This is a genomic window from Salinisphaera sp. G21_0 (assembly GCF_017744115.1).
Classification (GTDB): domain Bacteria; phylum Pseudomonadota; class Gammaproteobacteria; order Pseudomonadales; family Endozoicomonadaceae; genus Endozoicomonas.
On the sequence record NZ_JAGHQW010000025.1, the window covers coordinates 73,048 to 92,339 of the forward strand.

18 protein-coding genes and 2 tRNA genes are annotated in these 19,292 nt (G+C 47.5%); 11 read left to right on the forward strand and 9 right to left on the reverse strand.

Annotated elements, in window-relative coordinates:
- Window positions 1-16 precede the first annotated feature (16 nt).
- From gspG to J7439_RS13310, 9 genes are all read left to right on the forward strand, one after another.
- Complete coding sequence (gene gspG / locus J7439_RS13270; protein WP_209202303.1) at window positions 17-487, forward strand: type II secretion system major pseudopilin GspG; 471 nt, start codon at window positions 17-19, stop codon at window positions 485-487.
- 26 nt (window positions 488-513) lie between these two features.
- Window positions 514-1,017 carry a type II secretion system minor pseudopilin GspH gene (gene gspH / locus J7439_RS13275; RefSeq protein ID WP_209202305.1) on the forward strand — a complete coding sequence of 168 codons (504 nt, stop codon included), beginning with the start codon at window positions 514-516 and terminating at the stop codon, window positions 1,015-1,017.
- Window positions 1,002-1,463 carry a type II secretion system minor pseudopilin GspI gene (gspI, locus tag J7439_RS13280; protein ID WP_209202307.1) on the forward strand — a complete coding sequence of 154 codons (462 nt, stop codon included), beginning with the start codon at window positions 1,002-1,004 and terminating at the stop codon, window positions 1,461-1,463. The genes gspH and gspI overlap by 16 nt, the downstream gene beginning before the upstream one ends.
- On the forward strand, window positions 1,463-2,365 hold the full coding sequence (gene gspJ, locus J7439_RS13285; protein ID WP_209202309.1) for a type II secretion system minor pseudopilin GspJ: 903 nt from the start codon (window positions 1,463-1,465) through the stop codon (window positions 2,363-2,365). The genes gspI and gspJ overlap by 1 nt, the downstream gene beginning before the upstream one ends.
- Window positions 2,355-3,446, forward strand: a complete 1,092-nt coding sequence (gene gspK / locus J7439_RS13290; RefSeq protein WP_209202311.1) for a type II secretion system minor pseudopilin GspK — start codon at window positions 2,355-2,357, stop codon at window positions 3,444-3,446. Before gspJ ends, gspK begins: the two co-directional genes overlap by 11 nt.
- A complete protein-coding gene (gspL, locus tag J7439_RS13295; protein ID WP_209202313.1) occupies window positions 3,446-4,852 on the forward strand; it encodes a type II secretion system protein GspL in 1,407 nt (468 codons plus the stop codon). The genes gspK and gspL overlap by 1 nt, the downstream gene beginning before the upstream one ends.
- A gap of 12 nt (window positions 4,853-4,864) precedes the next feature.
- Entirely contained in the window at window positions 4,865-5,377 is a 513-nt protein-coding gene (locus J7439_RS13300; protein WP_209202315.1) for a type II secretion system protein M, read from the forward strand.
- Window positions 5,378-5,514: 137 nt separating this feature from the next.
- Window positions 5,515-5,590: transfer RNA gene (locus tag J7439_RS13305), tRNA-Val, on the forward strand.
- Window positions 5,591-5,628: 38 nt separating this feature from the next.
- Window positions 5,629-5,705: transfer RNA gene (locus J7439_RS13310), tRNA-Asp, on the forward strand.
- 155 nt (window positions 5,706-5,860) lie between these two features.
- Here J7439_RS13310 and J7439_RS13315 read toward each other — a convergent pair.
- From J7439_RS13315 to J7439_RS13350, 8 genes are all read right to left on the reverse strand, one after another.
- The gene (locus J7439_RS13315) at window positions 5,861-6,928 is read right to left on the reverse strand and encodes a hypothetical protein (protein ID WP_209202317.1); all 1,068 of its coding nucleotides are present in this window, start codon (window positions 6,926-6,928) and stop codon (window positions 5,861-5,863) included.
- A complete protein-coding gene (locus J7439_RS13320) occupies window positions 6,925-8,001 on the reverse strand; it encodes a hypothetical protein (protein WP_209202319.1) in 1,077 nt (358 codons plus the stop codon). The genes J7439_RS13315 and J7439_RS13320 overlap by 4 nt, the downstream gene beginning before the upstream one ends.
- 234 nt (window positions 8,002-8,235) lie before the next feature.
- Window positions 8,236-9,471 carry an organoarsenical effux MFS transporter ArsJ gene (gene arsJ / locus J7439_RS13325; protein ID WP_209202321.1) on the reverse strand — a complete coding sequence of 412 codons (1,236 nt, stop codon included), beginning with the start codon at window positions 9,469-9,471 and terminating at the stop codon, window positions 8,236-8,238.
- Window positions 9,471-10,478 (reverse strand): ArsJ-associated glyceraldehyde-3-phosphate dehydrogenase, encoded by a 1,008-nt coding sequence (locus J7439_RS13330; protein WP_209202323.1) that lies wholly within the window; start codon window positions 10,476-10,478, stop codon window positions 9,471-9,473. Before J7439_RS13330 ends, arsJ begins: the two co-directional genes overlap by 1 nt.
- 4 nt (window positions 10,479-10,482) lie before the next feature.
- On the reverse strand, window positions 10,483-10,821 hold the full coding sequence (locus J7439_RS13335) for a metalloregulator ArsR/SmtB family transcription factor (protein WP_353623057.1): 339 nt from the start codon (window positions 10,819-10,821) through the stop codon (window positions 10,483-10,485).
- A 207-nt stretch (window positions 10,822-11,028) separates the two neighbouring features.
- Entirely contained in the window at window positions 11,029-11,217 is a 189-nt protein-coding gene (locus J7439_RS13340; RefSeq protein WP_209202327.1) for a hypothetical protein, read from the reverse strand.
- A gap of 145 nt (window positions 11,218-11,362) precedes the next feature.
- A complete protein-coding gene (locus J7439_RS13345; protein WP_353623058.1) occupies window positions 11,363-12,913 on the reverse strand; it encodes an AbgT family transporter in 1,551 nt (516 codons plus the stop codon).
- A gap of 201 nt (window positions 12,914-13,114) precedes the next feature.
- Window positions 13,115-13,924, reverse strand: coding sequence for a substrate-binding periplasmic protein (locus tag J7439_RS13350; protein WP_209202331.1), 810 nt, complete (start codon window positions 13,922-13,924; stop codon window positions 13,115-13,117).
- A 94-nt stretch (window positions 13,925-14,018) separates the two neighbouring features.
- On the opposite strand from J7439_RS13350, the gene J7439_RS13355 reads away from it, so the two are divergent.
- Complete coding sequence (locus J7439_RS13355) at window positions 14,019-15,086, forward strand: radical SAM protein (protein WP_209202333.1); 1,068 nt, start codon at window positions 14,019-14,021, stop codon at window positions 15,084-15,086.
- Between the two features lie 287 nt (window positions 15,087-15,373).
- Window positions 15,374-17,230, forward strand: coding sequence for an ankyrin repeat domain-containing protein (locus tag J7439_RS13360; protein ID WP_209202335.1), 1,857 nt, complete (start codon window positions 15,374-15,376; stop codon window positions 17,228-17,230).
- Window positions 17,231-17,372: 142 nt separating this feature from the next.
- On the opposite strand, the gene J7439_RS13365 is transcribed toward J7439_RS13360, so the two are convergent.
- Window positions 17,373-18,701: a hypothetical protein gene (locus J7439_RS13365; RefSeq protein WP_209202337.1), complete on the reverse strand. Its 1,329-nt coding sequence runs from the start codon at window positions 18,699-18,701 to the stop codon at window positions 17,373-17,375.
- Between the last annotated feature and the right edge of the window lie 591 nt (window positions 18,702-19,292).

Genomic DNA, 19,292 nt, shown 5'->3' on the forward strand with positions numbered 1-19,292 from the left:
ATCGAGGTCAACCAATATGATAAAAAACCGGCTTAGAAGAAGAGGGCCTGATGCAGCTAATTCAGTGCAAGCTGAACAGGGCTTTACACTGATTGAAATTATGGTGGTGGTGGTCATTTTGGGAATTCTGGCAGCTATGGTGGTTCCCAAAATTCTTTCCCGGCCTGATCAGGCAAAGGTCACCGTTGCCCGTGCGGATATTGAAGCGATTTCTCAGGCGCTGGAGCTTTTCAGGCTTGATAATGGTTTTTATCCCACCCTGGACCAGGGGCTTGAAGCACTTATTAGAAAACCATCGTCTCCACCAGAGCCCAGAAACTGGAATCCTGAAGGGTACCTGAAAAAAGTGCCATTGGACCCGTGGGGAAACCCCTACATGTATTTACAGCCCGGTAATCATGGCAAGTACGACCTTTATTCCTTCGGAGCGAATGGCCGTGAGGGCGGCGAAGGTCTCGATGCTGATATCGGTAACTGGGATAACTAGGCTTTTTTGGCAGACTGGAAAAGAAAATGGCATCACCTCAACAGCGAGGATTTACCCTGATCGAAATGCTGGTGGTGGTGGTCATCATCGGTGTTCTTCTGGGTATTACCCTGCTAAGCCCGATAACCGGCAGTATTCACAAGGTGGTGCAAAAAGAAGCGACACGATTGCAGGCATTATTTACCCAGGTTCGTGACAAAGCGCTGCTGGAAAATACTCACTACGGCTTCTCAATTGATAACGAGGGGTATTACCGCTGGTGGGTATTACCGGCAGATACTCAGGAGTGGGCTGAATTGGAGCAATCCCCTTTTCAGCCAAGGTTGCTGCCAGACACATTAAGCCTGAGCCTGGAGTCCAGTGAGAATTCCATGCCTTTTGATGTGGATGAACAGTATCCATCCATTGTTTTCTATTCAGACTACCAGGTAACCCCGTTCAGGCTCGGCATTGTTCCGGTTGCCAACAGCAAACAGTCACTCTATCTGCGCACAGACGGATTGTCAGATATTGAATGGGTCAGGGAGTAACGGGCGTTGCTATGAGTTATCGGGATTTCAGGCTAAACCGGCTTTTTCTACCTGACAGAAACCTGAGTCGCAGTCAGGGTTTTACCCTGCTGGAAGTTATGGTAGCTCTGGCCGTATTTGCCCTGGCCGCCTCTATGCTGATTCTTTCTGATGGCAACAGCATTCGCCAGACCCGATATCAGAAGGAAAAAATACTGGCTTCGCAGATTGCCGACCACTATCTCAATACACTTTATGCCGAGGGGCGCTGGAGTGGTTCAGCAGTTCGGCCCCAAATTGAAAGCTATGCCGGTTTTCAGTGGTATGTTCGGGAAACATCCGCATCCACCGGGTCACCCGATTTCAGAAAGGTGCAGGTTGAAGTATTTATCGGTGAGTCTGAACCAGAAAAAGGTGCTGTTCCCCTGGCAAGGTTATCTACCTGGCTGAGGAGGCCCCGACAATAATGTTTTGTAAAGCATCTCCTGTTGCCGGAGGCTTGCTCTGGAGTCAGGTCCAAATATTAGCTGGACTGTTCAAGGTCGTATCCTGCCACCTGTTGCCCGCTAACCATAAAAAATGGGAGTATCGGTGCTTTTTCGGGCAACGGGCAACGGGCAGCGGGCAGCGTCTATCACTCATTCCCAATGGCTTTACCCTTCTCGAGCTAATGGTTGCTATCGTACTGTTCAGTATGATCAGTACGGCAGCCTATAAGCTGTTTATGTCAGTAACCCGTGCGCAGGAAGCAACGCAGTTGGTGCTGGATGACATGGATAAATTACAACGGGCCGAAATCATTCTGGAAAAAGACGTGTTGCAAATAACCCGAAGACCGGTCAGGGATGAACAAGGCTTGCAGCAGGCTGCCGTGAAAGCACCGGGTCCGGGCCGGACGTTAATGGAGTTTACCCGTTCAGGATGGCAAAACCCCCTTAAGGCAGCACGAAGTACACTTCAGCGTGTGTCTTATGCCGTGGAGGATCATCAATTAATCCGTTATTACTGGCCTACTTTGGACAGGGTGCCGGAATCTACTCGTATTCGTCAGGTTGTGCTGTCTGGTGTGAACAGCGTGAAAGTACGATTCCGCAATGATCACAAGGAATGGATAAGCAGCTGGCCTCCAAAACAGAACCTTCAGTCAGCTGCTAATGTGGGGCGCGTAGATCAAGTACCGACGGCCGTGGAGCTGACCATTGTTCATGAGACGATGGGGACCATGGTCACCTTGGTTCCGCTGATCACCTACAAACCTGATCAGGGCAATAAAGAGGGAGAACCATCTCAGGAGAACAGGAATAACGCGCCGGGTAACATACGGCCACATCCCAGAGGCCGCTCCGGAGATAGTGTCGATGGTTATTGAGCCTGCTGAAAACCGTCAGCCAGTTATGGCTTCGCCCGGTAAATTCCCGTCATGGCACCAATCAGGGATTGCTCTTATTTATGTGCTGTTGATTTTTTTGCTGATCACAACGGTCGCTTCTGAGATCGTTATGAATCTCTGGCTGCACACTGAGAAGAATGCCCGATATCTGGAAAGAACCCAGGCAAAACACTATGCGCTGGGCGCTGAACAGTACGTCGCATGGCTGCTGGAACAAGATTTTCAACAGGATAAAAAGAATAACCGAATGGTGGATCATGAAAATGAGCTGTGGAATGTTGAAACCATCAACTATGACGTTGAACAGGGTGTTATCAAATTACAGGTTCAGGATGAGCAGAGCCGGTTTAATTTGAACTGGCTTGCTGATGACAGTAAGCCCTCAGGTGAACAGCGGGCTGAAAGAGGTGGTTCACCGGCTGTGCAAATGTTTGAGAATCTGCTGACAGCTCAGTCCATGGACCCACAACTGGCCGACAAAATAGCTCGCTGGATGAGCAAAGAGCAGAAAAGTGTATCCCGGGGAACGGAAGATCAGGTCTATCTATCGCTTGTTCCTCCAAGACGAACCGGACAGACTGAGATGACGTCAGTTTCGGAATTGATGTTAATTGATGGTTTTAATAACGAGGAAGTTGAAAAACTGTTGCCATATATTACGGTTATACCCAGATCATCAAAAATGAATATGAACACTGCCCTTCCAGAGGTTATCCGCTCGTTAAACAAGAATATCTCCGAAGGGGATGCCTTAATGATCATTAGCCGCCGGGGCGATGCCGGGTTATCCAATATTGAAGAATTGAATCAGCTTGTCGCTCTATCTGGAAAGGCCGGGATTTTTAATGAGAGAAATCAAAATGAACGGGTAGTATTCGGCAGTCAGTATTTCAGTGCCCGGATTAAGGCAACGTACAGAGAGACTGCCTTTTACTTGAAAACGATTTTTTACCGAAGCAGTGAGGGGCATGTGCAGGTTATCGGGAGAGAAATCGGGCCGGGTCAATATTGGGCTCCTGCTAATAAAGCCGATTTAACAGAGAGCTCAGGGACTATGTAATGAAAAAAATACTATTGGTTCGAATACCTGCTCCAGTCAGCTCTGTTGATGCCAATACCGTTGTTCAGTGGGGAAAATTCACATCAACAGGCTCACTCCCTGGAGAACTCCATTTAACAGCGATCGATCAGCTCAGAGCAGCATGGTGTGCTGACGAGCCTGAAGATCGAGAGGACGTTGACCGTCTGCCGGATGAGGTGATTCTGCTCCTGGGGGGATCGCTTTGTTTGTATAAACACCTGACGATTAATGCTGGCCAGAAAAAGCACCTGGCAACCGCACTCCCTTATCTGGTGGAGGAGCACCTGGCCCAGGATATTGAAACCATGCATATTGTTCATGGTTTTCCTGACAGGGACTTGCAGGTTTCTGTCGCCGGTATTCCCCATTCAACCCTACAGGCCATGCTGGCACTTTTTGAGGAACATCAGTTACCCCTTACCAGCATCCTGGCTGAAATGCAGTTTCTGAAGGCTGAGCCGGGATATTCCTGCCTGATAATGGACAATGATGCTGTGATGATGGCCTCACCCGGTCGTGAAGGCGTTACCCTGAATTACGAAGCGCTCCCTTTCGTATTTCCGGATCATCCCGATCAGGGAGATCATCAACTCCCTGATACTCTGGCCAGCTCTCTCGATAATACGGTTGCTGAAACAGTGGATGAGCTGCCCTCTAAAGTCAGATTGATGTTCTCTGACAACACGCTGGCGGTTGCCGTAACCAGAATGGATGAAACATCCGGTTTGCTTGCTGAGCGTGGTTGGCTCGTCGATAAGGTACCGCTTAAGCGCTCGGTCTTTGAGTATTTTGCCGGGCTCTATTTTGCTGAAAGGCACAACAATCAGCTGCTTGATTTCCGACAGGGGGCCTATCAGTGCCCGAGAAGAGCAGGGCGATTTATCAGGCGCTGGTGGCCCTTATTGGCCACAGCTGCTTGTTGGCTGGTCCTTGAGCTTGGACTGTCAGCCGCAGAAGGCGTGATTTATCAGAATAAGTCGGAATCGCTCTGGAGGGATTCCATAAAAAACTACCTCTCGGTATTCCCCAATGACCGACAAGCCCAGCAGGCACAAGCACGACAACAGATGTCTTTTAATGTTAAGCAAATAATGGAGCACCGCTTTCGTACTCTGGATACTCAAACCTCCGAAACCCCTTTTCTATCCATGCTTCAGGCTCTTTCCCGTGTTTCTGGCACAATGGGCGACAAGGTAAAACTTGAGCCCAGGCATCTTGATTTCAACGAGGCTACCGGTCAATTGGTCTATGAATTTGCAACCGGTGAGTTGGACACGGTGAACCAGCTTCTGGAAAAGCTCAATACTGTCGGCTTACAAGGTAAGCTGGATAACGCTAACCAGGGTAAGTCCGGTGTGATTGCCAGAGTTATGATCAGGAGATGATTGGGGGGAACCATGCAAAAACTGAATAGCCTGCTAATGGCTAACCCGTACTGGCAGCACTGTAAATCCTGGTATGAAATGCGGCCTTCCGGAGATCGTAAAATACTCCAACTGCTTTTTACTCTGGTGCTTTCAGCACTCATCTATCTGCTGATTTGGGAGCCCATAAGCCAATGGTCAAAGGCTCAGAAAAGCAACTATCTCTATCAGCAGGAAATGAACACCTGGTTACACAATAATTTACCCAGAGCCCGTGACCTGCAGAAAAATCAACAAAGAGCTTCACCCCGTCAGGAACTCTCTTCCATAGCTGCCAATGTTGCCCAACAGGCAGGTATTACCCTGGGAAGAGTGCAGCCAGACCGCAAGGGTCTCTCGGTTTGGGTTGAAGATGCTGCCTACCAGAAACTGCTTAAATGGCTTGTCCTGCTGCAAACAAAGCATGGTGTTGCCATCCAGCAGGTGCGTATTGATCAGCTGAAAGAAGAGGGGCGGGTAAAGAGTTATATCCATCTGGGGGGCTGAGCAAAGCAATAAAAGATTTACCCTGAGTTTGATGCTTATTTGTTATTCGAGATTCTTGTTCGAGGATTTTCCGGATGAATCCCGAAAAAGGGATTGACACTATCTCTCGATTCGATATTATACCGGCCACAAGCGCAGGGTGATTAGCTCAGCTGGGAGAGCATCTGCCTTACAAGCAGAGGGTCGGCGGTTCGATCCCGTCATCACCCACCAGCTAGAAACTAGTATCCAAGTACTAGAAACTAGATAGCGGACCGGTAGTTCAGTCGGTTAGAATGCCGGCCTGTCACGCCGGAGGTCGCGGGTTCGAGTCCCGTCCGGTCCGCCATACACCTTAACCCTTACGATACCTGTCGTGAGGGTTTTGTCGTTTTTAGAGTTTGCAAAAGAAAAAGCGGAAGAATTGTCCCTTTGAGTTCTCCGCTTTTTGTCTTTCAAGATTCGTGCGTTTGTTTAAAAATTCGCCGAAGTTTGCACGGGTGGTTAGCAGGCGCTTTTCCTGTAGGGTTCCGGGCTGGATTCAAAATGATCCCTGTCCTCACCTCTTTTGGCCAATACATAACTGTGCCCGTGTGATGCAATGACTTTGATATTGGAAGCAGGAATTCCTGACTGGTTTAATAACCTTGAAAGTCTCTGCCCTTTGGTAATATTGCCATTACCTCTATCAACTCCCGCGATAGCAATAACCAGAAGTCCTCTGAGAGGAGCCAGCAGTTCATATATTTTCTGGAAGAACTCTTTTGCCTGCTCTTCATCCTGGCGGTCAAACGTCTCAATAAAGGGAATGTATATCTGGTCAAATGTCTTTGAAGCCTCAGTTTGCTGTGATTGATTGTTATCGTTGACAGTGCTGTCATCCATAAGCTCACCCGGATCAGGTGTGATAACCTGCATTACCCTGTCATTAATCCAGTCCGTCAGAAAGTTATCAAAAACCCAGCCATAGGTTGGGTGAGTGCTTATTTGATCCGGGAATAGTTGAGATTGATCTGAGGGGTAGGGAAGGTTAAAAATAGAGCGAAACACAGGCTCTTCATCGTAGATACCATTTAAGTCATTCAGCCAGTCCCTTAAATCACCGTAGTTTATATGGTCATCCTTGCTCAATATTCCTTGTGGCCAGGGATCGGACGGCGGGCTGTTCTTCATTGAGTAATTATCGTGAAGCCCTGAGGTCTGTTCAATGCTGATGCTGGTGTCGGGCGTCACTGCGGCTGACATATCAGTAGCCGTTGAGCTAATACTTCCAGTGTCTTGAGTATCTATTTCGCTCCGGGATAAACAGCCTGGAATAGCATTTTCGTCAAGCTCTACTATTTGATAGTCGTTAAGTTCTTTGCTGTTAATTGGGGAGCTGTCGTGGATAGTACAAGAAGCCGAGAAATAAAGTGCTGCTGGTGAGGGTATCGGGTAAATGGGCAATTGTTGTTTTGCAGAGGCAATGTCAGACGGTGACATATCAAGCTGATTTATCGAGTCGATGGGGCTCAACTCACCGGTCAGTAAGGATTTGGCGCTGCCCGTAATCAGGGCTATCAGAGGAATCATTTGTATTCGGTCGCTTCAGATGTTTGTGCTGATAAAACGGTCGCATGCTTACCAGTGATCTTCTCTTGTTCTTGATCACTGGTGTGCTTGAAAGCTTGATGGGAAGCACTCTGTAAAGCCTTCATTTTCAGGAACTGTTTCCGGGCTCGATAGGTAGCTTTCCCTTTTTCGGATTGTGTGTAAGCTCGTTTGGCAGCTTTTCCTCTTTCGGACTGTGAATAAGCCTTTTTGTAAGCCTTCCTTTTCAGAGATTGTTCCCAGGCTCGTTGGGTAGCTCTCCCTTTTTCGGAATGCCTGTAAGCTCGTCTGGCAGCTTTCGCTCTTTCGGACTGTGAGTAAGCCTTCAGGTAAGCCTTCCGTTCCTTGGATTGTGAGTAAGCCTTCTGGTAAGCCTTTCCTTTCTCTGAATGTGCGTAAGCCTTCCGGCTGGCTCTGCGGCAAGTCTTCCCCTTCTCAGAATTTTCCCAGGCTCGCTTCAAAGCCTTTCCTCTCTCCGACTGTGCCCAGGCCTTGTAGTAAGCCTTCCGTTTCTCAGCCTCTTCGACGTATGTCTTCCTTTTCTTGGCCTTGGTACAGGGGAGCTCTTTTCCGGGCTTAGCTTGAGTTTGTTTGGCAGTGCTTACTTTCCCGTGCTGTGCGTTAGCCTTTCGTTTAGGCTTATCATGAGAGAGGGGCGGAGATTCACCAAGGCTGGAGGCAAGAGCGTTAAAATGCAACTCATTTCTTGCAGGAGGTATATTTTGTTGAAGCTGTTCACTATTTGTTCGAGGGTTGATTATAGAAACTGGCATTGCTCGCACAAAGCGAGGATCAACAATATGGTGATTATTGGGTAATGGATTAGGAACTTCACAAGGATTGTGATGAATATTAATAACTGACGAGCTTTGAGAGTAAATAACCCTGATTGGCACTTTTTTAAAGCGGGAATCACTGAGTGGGTTATGGAGACTTGCACTACATGGAATCAAGTTGTTGAAATAATTACGGGGTTCAGTTTGACCAACTCGCAGCCCGAATACCATACTACTTTGCTGTGGACAGGCTTTAAAAACCAATTCACTGCCTGACATAACAGACTCATACGCTTTTTGAAATTCCGCATACAAGGAGTGTGAGGTTAAATAGGGATTAGTCATTGAATTATAGAATTAAAGGCTTACAGTGTGAGACCACTCGTTCTTATAAAAGTTCCTCTCTGATACAATCTGGTCAATACAAATTCTTCAAAAGCCAGCGCCTCATGAATGATGAGGACGCTGGTGGTTGGATGGTTGGGTTTAGCTGCTGTTGGGCAAGAATCGGTGTTACGGATTATGATCCGGCATCGTCAGTGAAATGATGGCAGTGAGCATGATAAAGAGTGAAGAGATCCACAGGCAGGCTGCCAGTCCTCCCCATTGAAAAGCCAATCCTGAAAGCACGGTCCCGGTTAAACGCCCCATGGCGTTGGCCATGTAATAAAAGCCAACATCCATAGATGCGCCTTCTTCCCGGGCAAAAGAGACTATCAGGTAAGAGTGCAGCGATGAGTTGATGGCGAAAACCCCGCCAAAAATCAGTAGGCCGATAATCAGACTCAACTGGGGATACCACTGGTATGTGATCGCCAGCGCCAGCAGGACCGACACCAGTAATAGTGTTGCTGACCATAATGCAAGGGCGGTGCGACTCTGGATATGCTGGTTCTCAGCCCCGGTAATTTTGGGCGCAAAACCCTGAACCAGGCCATAACCAATCACCCATATAGCCATGAAACTCCCCGTTTCCACATGGCTCCAGCCAAAAACGGCACTCAGGGATATAGGAAGGGCGATGACAAACCATACGTCCCGGGAGGCAAAGAGAAAAAGGCGGGCCGCAGAGAGCGTGTTGATGGCCTTGCTCTTGGAGAATATCTGGGTAAATTTGGGCTTACTGTGGGCTTTACCAAGGTCTTTTTGCAGCCATATCAGGCTGCCTGCCAGCACCAGGGTCAATACAGACGCCATGGTCAGCATGGCGCTCTGAAAACCAATCAGACTGAGCAGGGCTCCGCCCAGAAAGAAACCTGCACCTTTCAGGGCATTTTTGGACCCCGTCAAAATGGCTATCCAGCGATAGAGTTTTCCCGCCTGCTGGCTACTGACCAGGGTTTTTATGGAGGTCTTCGCGCTCATCTTATTCAGGTCCTTGGCGATGCCTGAAATAGCCTGGGCAAACATCACCAGAGGTATAGACAGGAACTGGGCCGGGACTGACAGCATCAGCAAAGCGGTGATCTGCATAAACAGGCCGATATTCATGGTTCTGTTCAGACCGATTCGGGCACCCAGCCAGCCGCCAAGCAGGTTAGTGACTACCCCGAAGAACTCATAAAAGAGAAACAGCATGGCAATTTCCAAACCGGAATAACCCAGCGCATAGAAGTGGAGAACCACAAGCATGCGCAGGGCACCATCGGTCAGGGTGAAGTTCCAATAGTTGAAGGTGATAAGCGCATAATTTCTTATCTGTTGTTGCCGGAACTGCCTGGTGTTTTCAACGTGGGTAGTCTCAGTCATCAGGAGTTTTCTCTGCCAACCTTGAGCGCCAGTTCGGCCGTACGACAGGCGTAGCCCATTTCATTGTCGTACCAGGCATAAATTTTTACCATGCGCTGATCAACCACCATAGTGGACAGTGCATCAATAATTGAAGAGCGCTGGTCGCCACGGTAATCGATGGAAACCAGGGGTCTCTCTTCATAACCGAGGATGCCGTTCAGTGAATCCCCGGCGGCGGATTTCAACAGCTGATTAACTTCCTCCACCGAAGTATCCTGGGATACGTCAAACACCATATCGGTGATAGAAGCATTTGCCAGCGGAACCCGGATAGCATGGCCATTCAACCGACCCTCCAGGTCAGGAAAAATCTGAGTGATGGCGGTGGCAGAACCGGTTGTTGTCGGGATCAGGGACATGCCACAGGCACGGGCTCTTCTCAGGTCCTTATGGGGGGCATCCAGAATCGTCTGGGTATTGGTCAGGTCATGAACGGTGGTGATAGCGCCGCGGGTAATGCCAAGGTTTTCGTGAATGACTTTAACAACAGGCGCTATGCAGTTGGTGGTGCATGAGGCGGCAGTGACAATGCGATGCTGGCTGGCATCATAGAGATTATCATTTACCCCCATAACCACATTCAGAACACCTTCTTCCTTGACGGGGGCGGTGACGACCACTCGTTTAACGCCTTGCTCAAGATACTGGTTAAGTTTGGCTGTTGCCTTGTGAACACCTGTGGCATCGATCACCACATCACAATCCGACCAGTTTACGGCAGTGATCTCTTTTTCCTGAAAGCACTCAATACTCTGACCATTGATGAAAATATGTCGGTCATCCGATGAAATGGTTTCCTGCCAGGTACCTTGTACAGAGTCAAATTCCAGCAGGTGGGCCAGTGTTGCGCTGTTCCCTGCCACGTCATTGATTCTGACGAACTCTATGTCCGGCCAGTGCCATGCAGCTCTCAGAGCAAGTCTGCCAATACGGCCGAAGCCATTAATACCTACTTTGATCGTCATTTTCTTACTCCTTAACAGGGCGGTCAGGCATTGATTCCAGCCGGTCGGTATCCTGCTGATACTCACTTTTCAGACAGTTTGAGTGGCGAAGGCCGTCAATGATTTTGTTCATCCAGCCGGGCAGGCTTTCTGCTACGGAATAGAAAATCCATTGATCTTTACGACGGGTTTTTAACAAACCGTGATTTCGCATTTGTGCCAGATGTCGGGATATCTTGGGCTGTGGCTCATTAAGGGCAGATACCAGTTCATAGACACACAACTCACCTTGCCGGGCTATTAGCAGCAGGCAGCGGAGCCGAATTTCATCCGCCATCATTTTGAAGAACTCAGGGGGTAGCATCAAAATTACTCAAATATATGAATATGCGAATATTCGCATATCCAGGTTAAAATGCAAGTCCAATATGAGTGGGCTTATCACTCTCGGAGTAGTTGAGTCCTGGTAAGGAGCATGGCTGGATAAAGAAGCGTTGAATTAGAAAGGGTGTTCGTTATTGCGCGTTTAGAAAGCAACAGATCACACAGACAGCAAAGAGGGAGTTTGAATTTACATAAGATAAAGCATTGCCATAAAGACAAAGCCGGGCAGAAAAAAACCAACAAGGGCTCCGGATTCCCTGTCGCCCCAATGTTTCTCAGTCACCTTGCCGGAGTAGTGGATGATAGCAATCCATGACAGCAGGCAGATAGCTGCAATCATCCAGCTGGTGGGTGTCATTCCCTCGATAATTTTCATCAGATTGAACACAATCAGGAACCCTCTCAAGCATGGCTTACTAGAAAGATAGACCCTTTTTGATGAAATAAGTTCCCTTCCCGGGGAAAGGTGAAAAATGGTTATAAAAAAAGGGGCCTGAGCCCCTTAAAGAATGAGATGAATATTACATGGCCGGGTAAGTGTAAGAAGCCTGAATGCCCAGTGGCAGACCAAGCGCCCAGTAAACCAGCAGGAAGATAGTCCAGCCGATCAGCATGGCGATGGAGTATGGCATCATCATGGAAGCCAGGGAGCCGATACCGGAGTTCTTCACATAACGCTGGCAGTAAACCACCACCAGTGGGAAGTAAACCATCAGCGGAGAAATGATGTTGGAAACCGAGTCACCAACACGATAAGCCGCCTGAGACAGTTCTGGCGAGATGCCCACCGCCATCAGCATGGGTACCAGGATTGGACCAATCAGTGCCCATTTGGCAGAAGAAGAGCCGATCACCAGGTTAACGGTGGCGGTCAGCAGGATCATACCAATAACTGTAATTTCACCGGGCAGGTTCATGGCCTGCAGAACTTCCGCACCACTCAGGGCCAATACGGTACCCAGGTTAGACTGGGAGAACGCGTACAGGAACTGCGCACAGAAGAAAGACATAACCAGGTAAGAGCCCATGGTGGACATGGTGCTGTTCATGGCAACAACGGTGTCTTTAGAGGTCTTGAAGGTACCAGAAACCTTTCCGTAGACAATACCCGGAATGATAAACAGGATAAAAATCAGCGGTACGATAGACTGCATCAACGGTGCCGAGAATGCGGTGATTTCACCGGTCGGCGAGCGCAGTGGCGAAGTCTCAGGAATCACGGCAGCAACCAGCACTGCGATACCCGCCAGCATAGCCAGGCCAGCGGCATTAAAGGCTTTGCTTTCTTCTGGCGTAAAGGAGCTCAGGTCAGGTGCTTTCTCCGCATCTTCATCCAGAGTGGTGGTTCCTCGCAGACGTGGCTCAACAATTTTGTCAGTGACATACCAGCCAATAGCGATGATGACAATACTGGACGCACCGGTGAAGAACAGATTGGCCAGTGGGTTCATCTGGAAAGCCGGGTCCAGAATCTGTGCAGCCGACTGAGTAAAGCCCTGCAGCAGTGGATCGATACCGGATGGGATAAAGTTGGCAGAGAAACCACCGGATACACCGGCAAATGCCGCAGCGATACCTGCTAAAGGATGACGGCCCGCCGCATGGAAGATAATACCACCCAGAGGAATAACCAGAACGTAACCGGCATCAGCTGCAGTATGGCTGACAATGGCAACCAGGATCAGCATTGGGGTTAACAGTTTGACCGGGGTGACACCCAGCATTTTCTTGAGACCGGTATTGATGAAACCGGATTTCTCCGCCACGCCGATACCCAGCATGGCAACCAGTACGATACCCATTGGGGCAAAGCCAGCAAAATTCTTAACCATACTGGCAAGAAAGGCCGCAAGAGCAGAGCCGGTCAGCAGGTTTTTAACCGCGACAGTTTCACCGGTGGCCGGATGCACCATATCCAGGCTCAACTGGGACATCAAGGCAGACAAAACCCAGACAATGACCATGCCATAAAGGAATAGCAGTGTCGGGTCCGGCAGTTTGTTACCTGCCTTTTCAACGGCGTTCAGGAAGCGATTCATCAACTTGGAATCGCCCGGTTTCACCTCCGGCATTGGAGAAGCTTCAGCTACACTCATGGATGACTCTTTCTCGTACTACTATTTATCGAAATGGTGATTATGTAAAGACTTTAAAAAATCAAAGATGAGATACGTAATGATTCAGATCAATTAAATATAATAAAGGGAAGTGCAGTGATAATATTTAGAGATATTTTCTGAAAAGGGTGGTTAAATTCGAGAGATATCACTGGGCTATCTCATACTGTTCTTTCGTTTTTCGAGGCTGAACCCCATCCATTTGTAAAGACTGTCGTTTAATACTTTGTCTGCATAACCTGATTCCTGTCGATTGATCAATGTCTCTGAAATTTTGTTGACGGGTAGAGTGCATCCAAGCGCTTTGGATACCGCAATGTAAAGATCAAAGGGGGAAAGCTCAACGGGCATTTTTTCCAGCTTGCCTTCCAGGTCAAGCAGGGAGACAAAAAGATCACCCTGAATCTGCGGGTAGATGGCGTAATCAACACGACCAACGTTCAGCATTTTCAGGCCCTGCTGTGCATGGAAGGTTTTCACAATATTAAGGTGATCATCTGCGTACTTCTCAAACGCTTTGCTGAACCGGACATTTCGAGGGGCAACTCCTTTAAGATCCTTCATATCTGACCAGTGCCGGATATCACGCTGATCATCTCTTCGGGTTACGACCATATAGCTTTGCGTGTAAATAGGAGGGTAGATATGGTAGACCTCATTCAGGTATTTCTGCTGATAGGTCATGGCCGGATTAATATGGATGATACCCTGGCGAAGTTTGTGGGTGACCCGATTGGCTCCGCCAAAGTAATCATTAATGACACGGATACCTTCCTCTTCAAGAATTTCAGTCAGCAAATCGGAGGCCGCGCCATGAGTGCTCTGGTAGTCGCCCCAGCTTACCGGCGGAAGGTCAGGATAACCGGTCAACACAACTTCTTTACACATAGCGCTGTGTGCCACCTGTTGGCTGGAAAGCTGCCCGGAAAACAGTACATAAAATACCAATACTGTAAATGTTCGCAAATGCTTGTCCTTTATAATGTCTTTCTTTTCAGCCCTTGATTGCCAATGGCTCAAGCAAATTTAATGATAACAGAAATCCTGTCTGGTGTGTTGTATGGGTATTGATATTCGTCATCTGAAGGATGGCTGTAAAATAGAAGACAGTAATCACTTTCGGTCAGCACGTATCAACAGTCAGGGGTATTGGTGTTCTTTCAGGGATGGAGCATCGTTCTATCGCCGTTGCATGGATGGCTCAATAGTGTTGGGTGCAGGGGCGAGGCGACTGCCAGCTAGTGAGATGGACAGAGTGCTTGAGGCGTATCAGGGATGGATCAAAAATATTGTTGCTGATAATAAAGTCATCCGGGCAAGCCAGCAGTTAACCGATAAAGATTATAATGATATTGCTGACCTCTATCGTGAAGTCTATCCCGAAGAAGTCACCATTCTCCCACCTGACCGTTATGGCGATATTGTTATTATGCCAGCAACAGGGTGCCCGAACAGACGGTGTACGTTCTGTGCCTTCTATAAAGATAAGCCCTACAAGGTTCTTAATGAACAGGCGTTTGCCCAACATCTTGCTGATGTAAAAAAGCTGTATGGTGCAAAGGTGCATTCATCTCCCGGTGTATTCCTTGGCTCAGCGAATGCAATGGCTCTGTCCCAGAGGCGGCTGATGTGTTGTTTGACCTTAATCAAGGAAAAGCTTGGCACTTTTAAAAGGGAGATTGGTACATTCGCTGATCCTGATTTCAGTGCGAAACGGACAACAGCGCAGTGGAATGCGTTGCGTGAGAGCGGTTTGCGTCATTTGGTGATTGGTCTGGAAACCGGTTGGGCTGAGCTAAGAGCCAACCTGGGGAAATCAGGAGACCTTGATAAATGTATAACCATGATTAACAGTGCCAGGCGGGCTGGGGTCAATATTGGTCTGACGCTGCTGACCGGAGCGGCACCATGGGAGTTAAGAAGAGAAAATCTGAAACAAACGTTGATTACCCTCGAAAGTCTGGAGCTTTCCGGGGGGGATCTCATATACCTGTCACCGCTCAGCAAAAATGGCTTTGTGGACGATACTGCTTTAGAAGAGCAAAGCGAAGTAGAAGCCGCGCTAATGACGATGACTGAGGCGAAAGTGGTGCCTTATCAAATGCAGCGTTTTCAATATTTCATGTGAACTGAAGGCCACCGTCTTTTAATGTCTGTAGCAATGGTTGATTGATCGAAAGAAAAACAACCGGTTGATAAATCAAGTCGGCGCGGTAAATGCGCCTCCGCTGGCAGGGTTTCGGGCAACGTCAGTGAGTTGGAAAGCGTCTTTCTTCTTCTGAAAAATGAATACTTGATTATCTCTCAAATTATACCAGACTGACTCGTTGGTTATGTCCAGTGATCGGCCCGCGCTTTTTTTAAATGGATTTATTGGATTGAAATTTACAAAAAACGCACCCGGGAGGATGTATTATGAATACCGTTACGCCAGAGGCTCTCACGGCTTTCAAGTCGGTTATTGAATTACCTGCGATGGTTTGCCACCACCTGTCAATACAGCCTGATGATGCAGGGGGATTCAATGGTCGTCAGTTGGTCGTGTGCAAAACCCCCGCAACACAATTGGTCCGCTCCACGGATTGCCAGTGCGATATGCTGTTTCGTCTCAATGCTGACATTCGGGAATTAGATAAACTGTTACAGAACAGGTCCATCGATCTTCACGCCAAAGACGCCAGTTTTATATCCCGGGCATCTGCATATGGATCCCATGATACGGTCTTTTGGCATTCACCACTGGGCGTGCGAGACCACAAAATTCTGGACAAACTGGAATGGTACTTTAGTCAGGAGGGGGTTGATATCGATCAGCCCATCAACCAAGCCGGGGAAACCCTGTTGCACCGGTTTTGTCATGCAAGCTGTATTTATCGCAGGAACAGTCTTTATTGGTCTGGTTACCCAGAGCATCCAGATAACGTCGTTAAATGGCTTTTGAAACACGGGGCTTCGCTGAAGCCCGATCGTCTGGGTAATACGCCATTGCATAATGTCTCCAATGCTGGTGCTACCACGGAGCTTATGGTCATATTGCTGGATGCAGTCAGGGAAAATCCGAATATACTTAATGCACAAAATGACAATGATAAAACAGCCCTGATTGAAACCATGTGTTCATATTACTCATGGATTGGTACGCCACTTCTTCTTTTACGGGCCGGAGCCACTATTGGCGATGGTGATAACCGTTCCGAATACTGCCCCCTTAGTGCAGTTATCAAAGACCGCAAACTCCACAGCGAAAAACTGGCACTGCTTGCTCACTATGGGTTGGATATAAGCCAATGCACCAGTGAGGCATCGAATTTTGTCAACATGATGATTCCTTACCATTACTATAGCGATACCGAAACGCTTCTCTACTGGATAAAATCAGGGTTGGCCCTGAACGGTATTGACGACGAGGGCCAGTCATTGCTTTGGGTGTGTTTCAATACTTTTGAAAACAATAAAAAGGGTGAAGAACATAGCGGGTTGCAACGAAAGCTGACATTATGCAACAACGTCTTGAAAGCCGCCTATAAATACCACTTCCCCGGAAATATTGGCGTTCTGAAGGGGGCAATTTCAGATACATTGATAGAAACCCGGGCAGAGGACATCGGTAAACTGCTGAAAGGTTTTCGAGAGGCTTTTTATCTGATCGATAACACGGTCGAAGTGATTGCCAGCAACCTGAATGACCAGAATAAAATGAAGCTTGAAGCGTTGCTGGCACAAGCCAGGGGTGAGCACCCCGAAAAGATGAGTCTTCGTCCGTTCATCTACCAGCCGGAAGATCATTATATGCACTATTGTTCCGACGCTTTCATGGCTCGCATGCATGCTGCTTTCAACGCTCCACCCTCAGATTTTATCAAGCTCAAGTTAGCGCCTGACCGGCATTATATTGAAAGTGCCAAGCGTAAGCGCGACAGGGAGGAAGAGACTTATGTTGATACCAGGGAAACGGCGAACAAGTCCCTTTTTCCAAAGCCAAAAAGACCAAGGGTTACTGAAGGTGAGGGTGGACTTATTCGCACCCACCTTAGTAATCAGAATGTAGATCCTCAAGAGAATCAGTCAATCAACTATTCAGATATTCAATTATACGACTGGCTTTTCGAACACCGGCAGGCATCATTACGGCAGCTGCTGTTGTCACACAAGGAATTGCATAAAACGATCTGTAAATATCAAAGTGAGTTAGTTTGTGATTTATCGGATGAAAATAAACAGCTGCTCGGGAGATTACTTCGCGAGACAGGTACAGTTGAAGAGTCCGGATGATAAATGCATACTTTTATTAAATGAGATTGTGTTTCTGAACTTATTAAATTAGCTTTGCGAGGCTCCCATTTACAACAATGGGAGCTTTTCTATGGCCAATAATAAATATTTAAGTAACCCTGTCGCAGCCGCTTGCAAGGTATCAGGGCTCACTGGAATCTATCCGGATCTTTATGAACATAGTGTCATTCCTTACGTATTTATCCAGATTCGATGTAGATATTGTCAGTAGAGTAGGGCAGCCAGAAGCGATGTTGCAATTCTTTCTAGGTCTTTGAAAAGATGACGAATTCGGGTCGGGGCGGAAAGCGTCATGCACGTCTTCGTCGCGAGTCGGACCAAGAATGGTAAAATGGACTTTGTGTCGGAATGGCCAACGCAGGGTCTCATCGTAGTCACCTTTCATCACCACCAAAAATAAGCTGATATGTGTTCCTTTTCCCATGCCGTCACCATTCGGGTAGAGCCTTGCACATAATTTATATCCATAAATGTTTGTAAAGAATACAGGGGAAAATATGTCATTCTTTTTACCATTTATAGCATCCTTTCGTTTGGCATTGAATTGATCAATTTTCCAAAGCAGGATGCCGTCTGTGGGTAACGGATTTCCTTGTATGGATTGGGCTTTGAGAAGTTGATCTATCAAATGAAATGCATCGGCCAGTTGGTTTTCAAGGTCAGTGATACGTTGCTGGAGTCCTGATGTCAGCGAGGCACGGGGGGGCAGTCCTGGATGTTGAGGAGAGAGGTTAAAATTCCGGGTAAGTGTTTGCAGTTGTTGGTTCAGTGAATCAATTTTTTTATCCAGTGATTCTATTTTTACATCAATGAGGGATTCTGACTCTTTGAGCAGTAATGGCTCCATCTGTCCTACTCGTTCTATCAGCTTTTCTAAGCGTTTATCAAGCGCTGAGTGGCTTTCAGTAGCCTCCGAACACGCGTGTTGAAGCATGGTTACCTTGTTTTTCAAAGAAAAATTTCCACATACGCCAATGTGCTTCAGGAGATCGCTATAAGGCCCGTGCCATTCACAAAGAGTATTTTCATTTTCATTGGTGGTGTTTGAAGGGCATCGATATAAATATGTGGAATTGATTTCACGGGTTTGAAATTGGTCCCGATAGGTCACGGAGTTATCGATAGGGCAACGGTATACAGGTGCATTATCCGGGGTGCCTGGTTGTTTAGAATATGGGTCTGGTTGCTCGTGCTTCAGGCAATGACGACACAGCAAGTGAACTTCTTTAGAGGTGCAATAGTATAGTTCTCCAGGTAGGTGATTCTTTTTAATGCAACATTCTACTTTCGTGAATATTTCAGGCATTTCGGCCGTAATCTTAACGCCACGGTAGTAAAAAGAGGATATGGTTTTTGGTGGGAGTGTATTCTGACTAGTTGCTATTGATGTTTCAGTAGAGGTTGCCCTGCTGGAGGAGGGCGTGGTAGATGAGTACTGACCTGAGTGCATTTGTTTTCCCCTTAATTACTGGTTTTAGTAACTCATAGATAATGAATATGAATAGAAGTTCCAACCAATAAGGCTTTGTAAGGCAAAGCCCGTACCAGGTGTAAAGCAGCTCAGCACTGTTGATAGTGGTATTTCATTGTGCACTTAAGTGAGCACTCGTTTTAACGGCTCATAATGGTATCCATAATCTATAAATCAGTTTTGTAGGTGATTGTACGTAAAGTGATCATCAATTATTGATTAACATCAAAATTTCTCTATTATTCGCACCACTTCTACGGACTGACCCCAAGGTCACCCACGGATCAGCAGAATGAATCATCATCGCTGACCGGGAAGTGCGGTTTGAAGATGGGGTGTTTGGATTGATTGAAAAACAGCCGGTTGACAAATCAAACTGGCGCGGTAAGATGCGCCTCCGCTGACAGGGCTTGAGAGCAACGTTAGTGAGTTGGAAAGCTTCCTTCTTCTTCTGAAAAACGAATGCTTGACAACGAAAGTCGCCACGGTAAGATAGGCGGCCTTGCTGATCGGCACTGACTGCTGAATCAGCGATTAAATCACCATGATTTAATCAGTTCTTTAACAAGA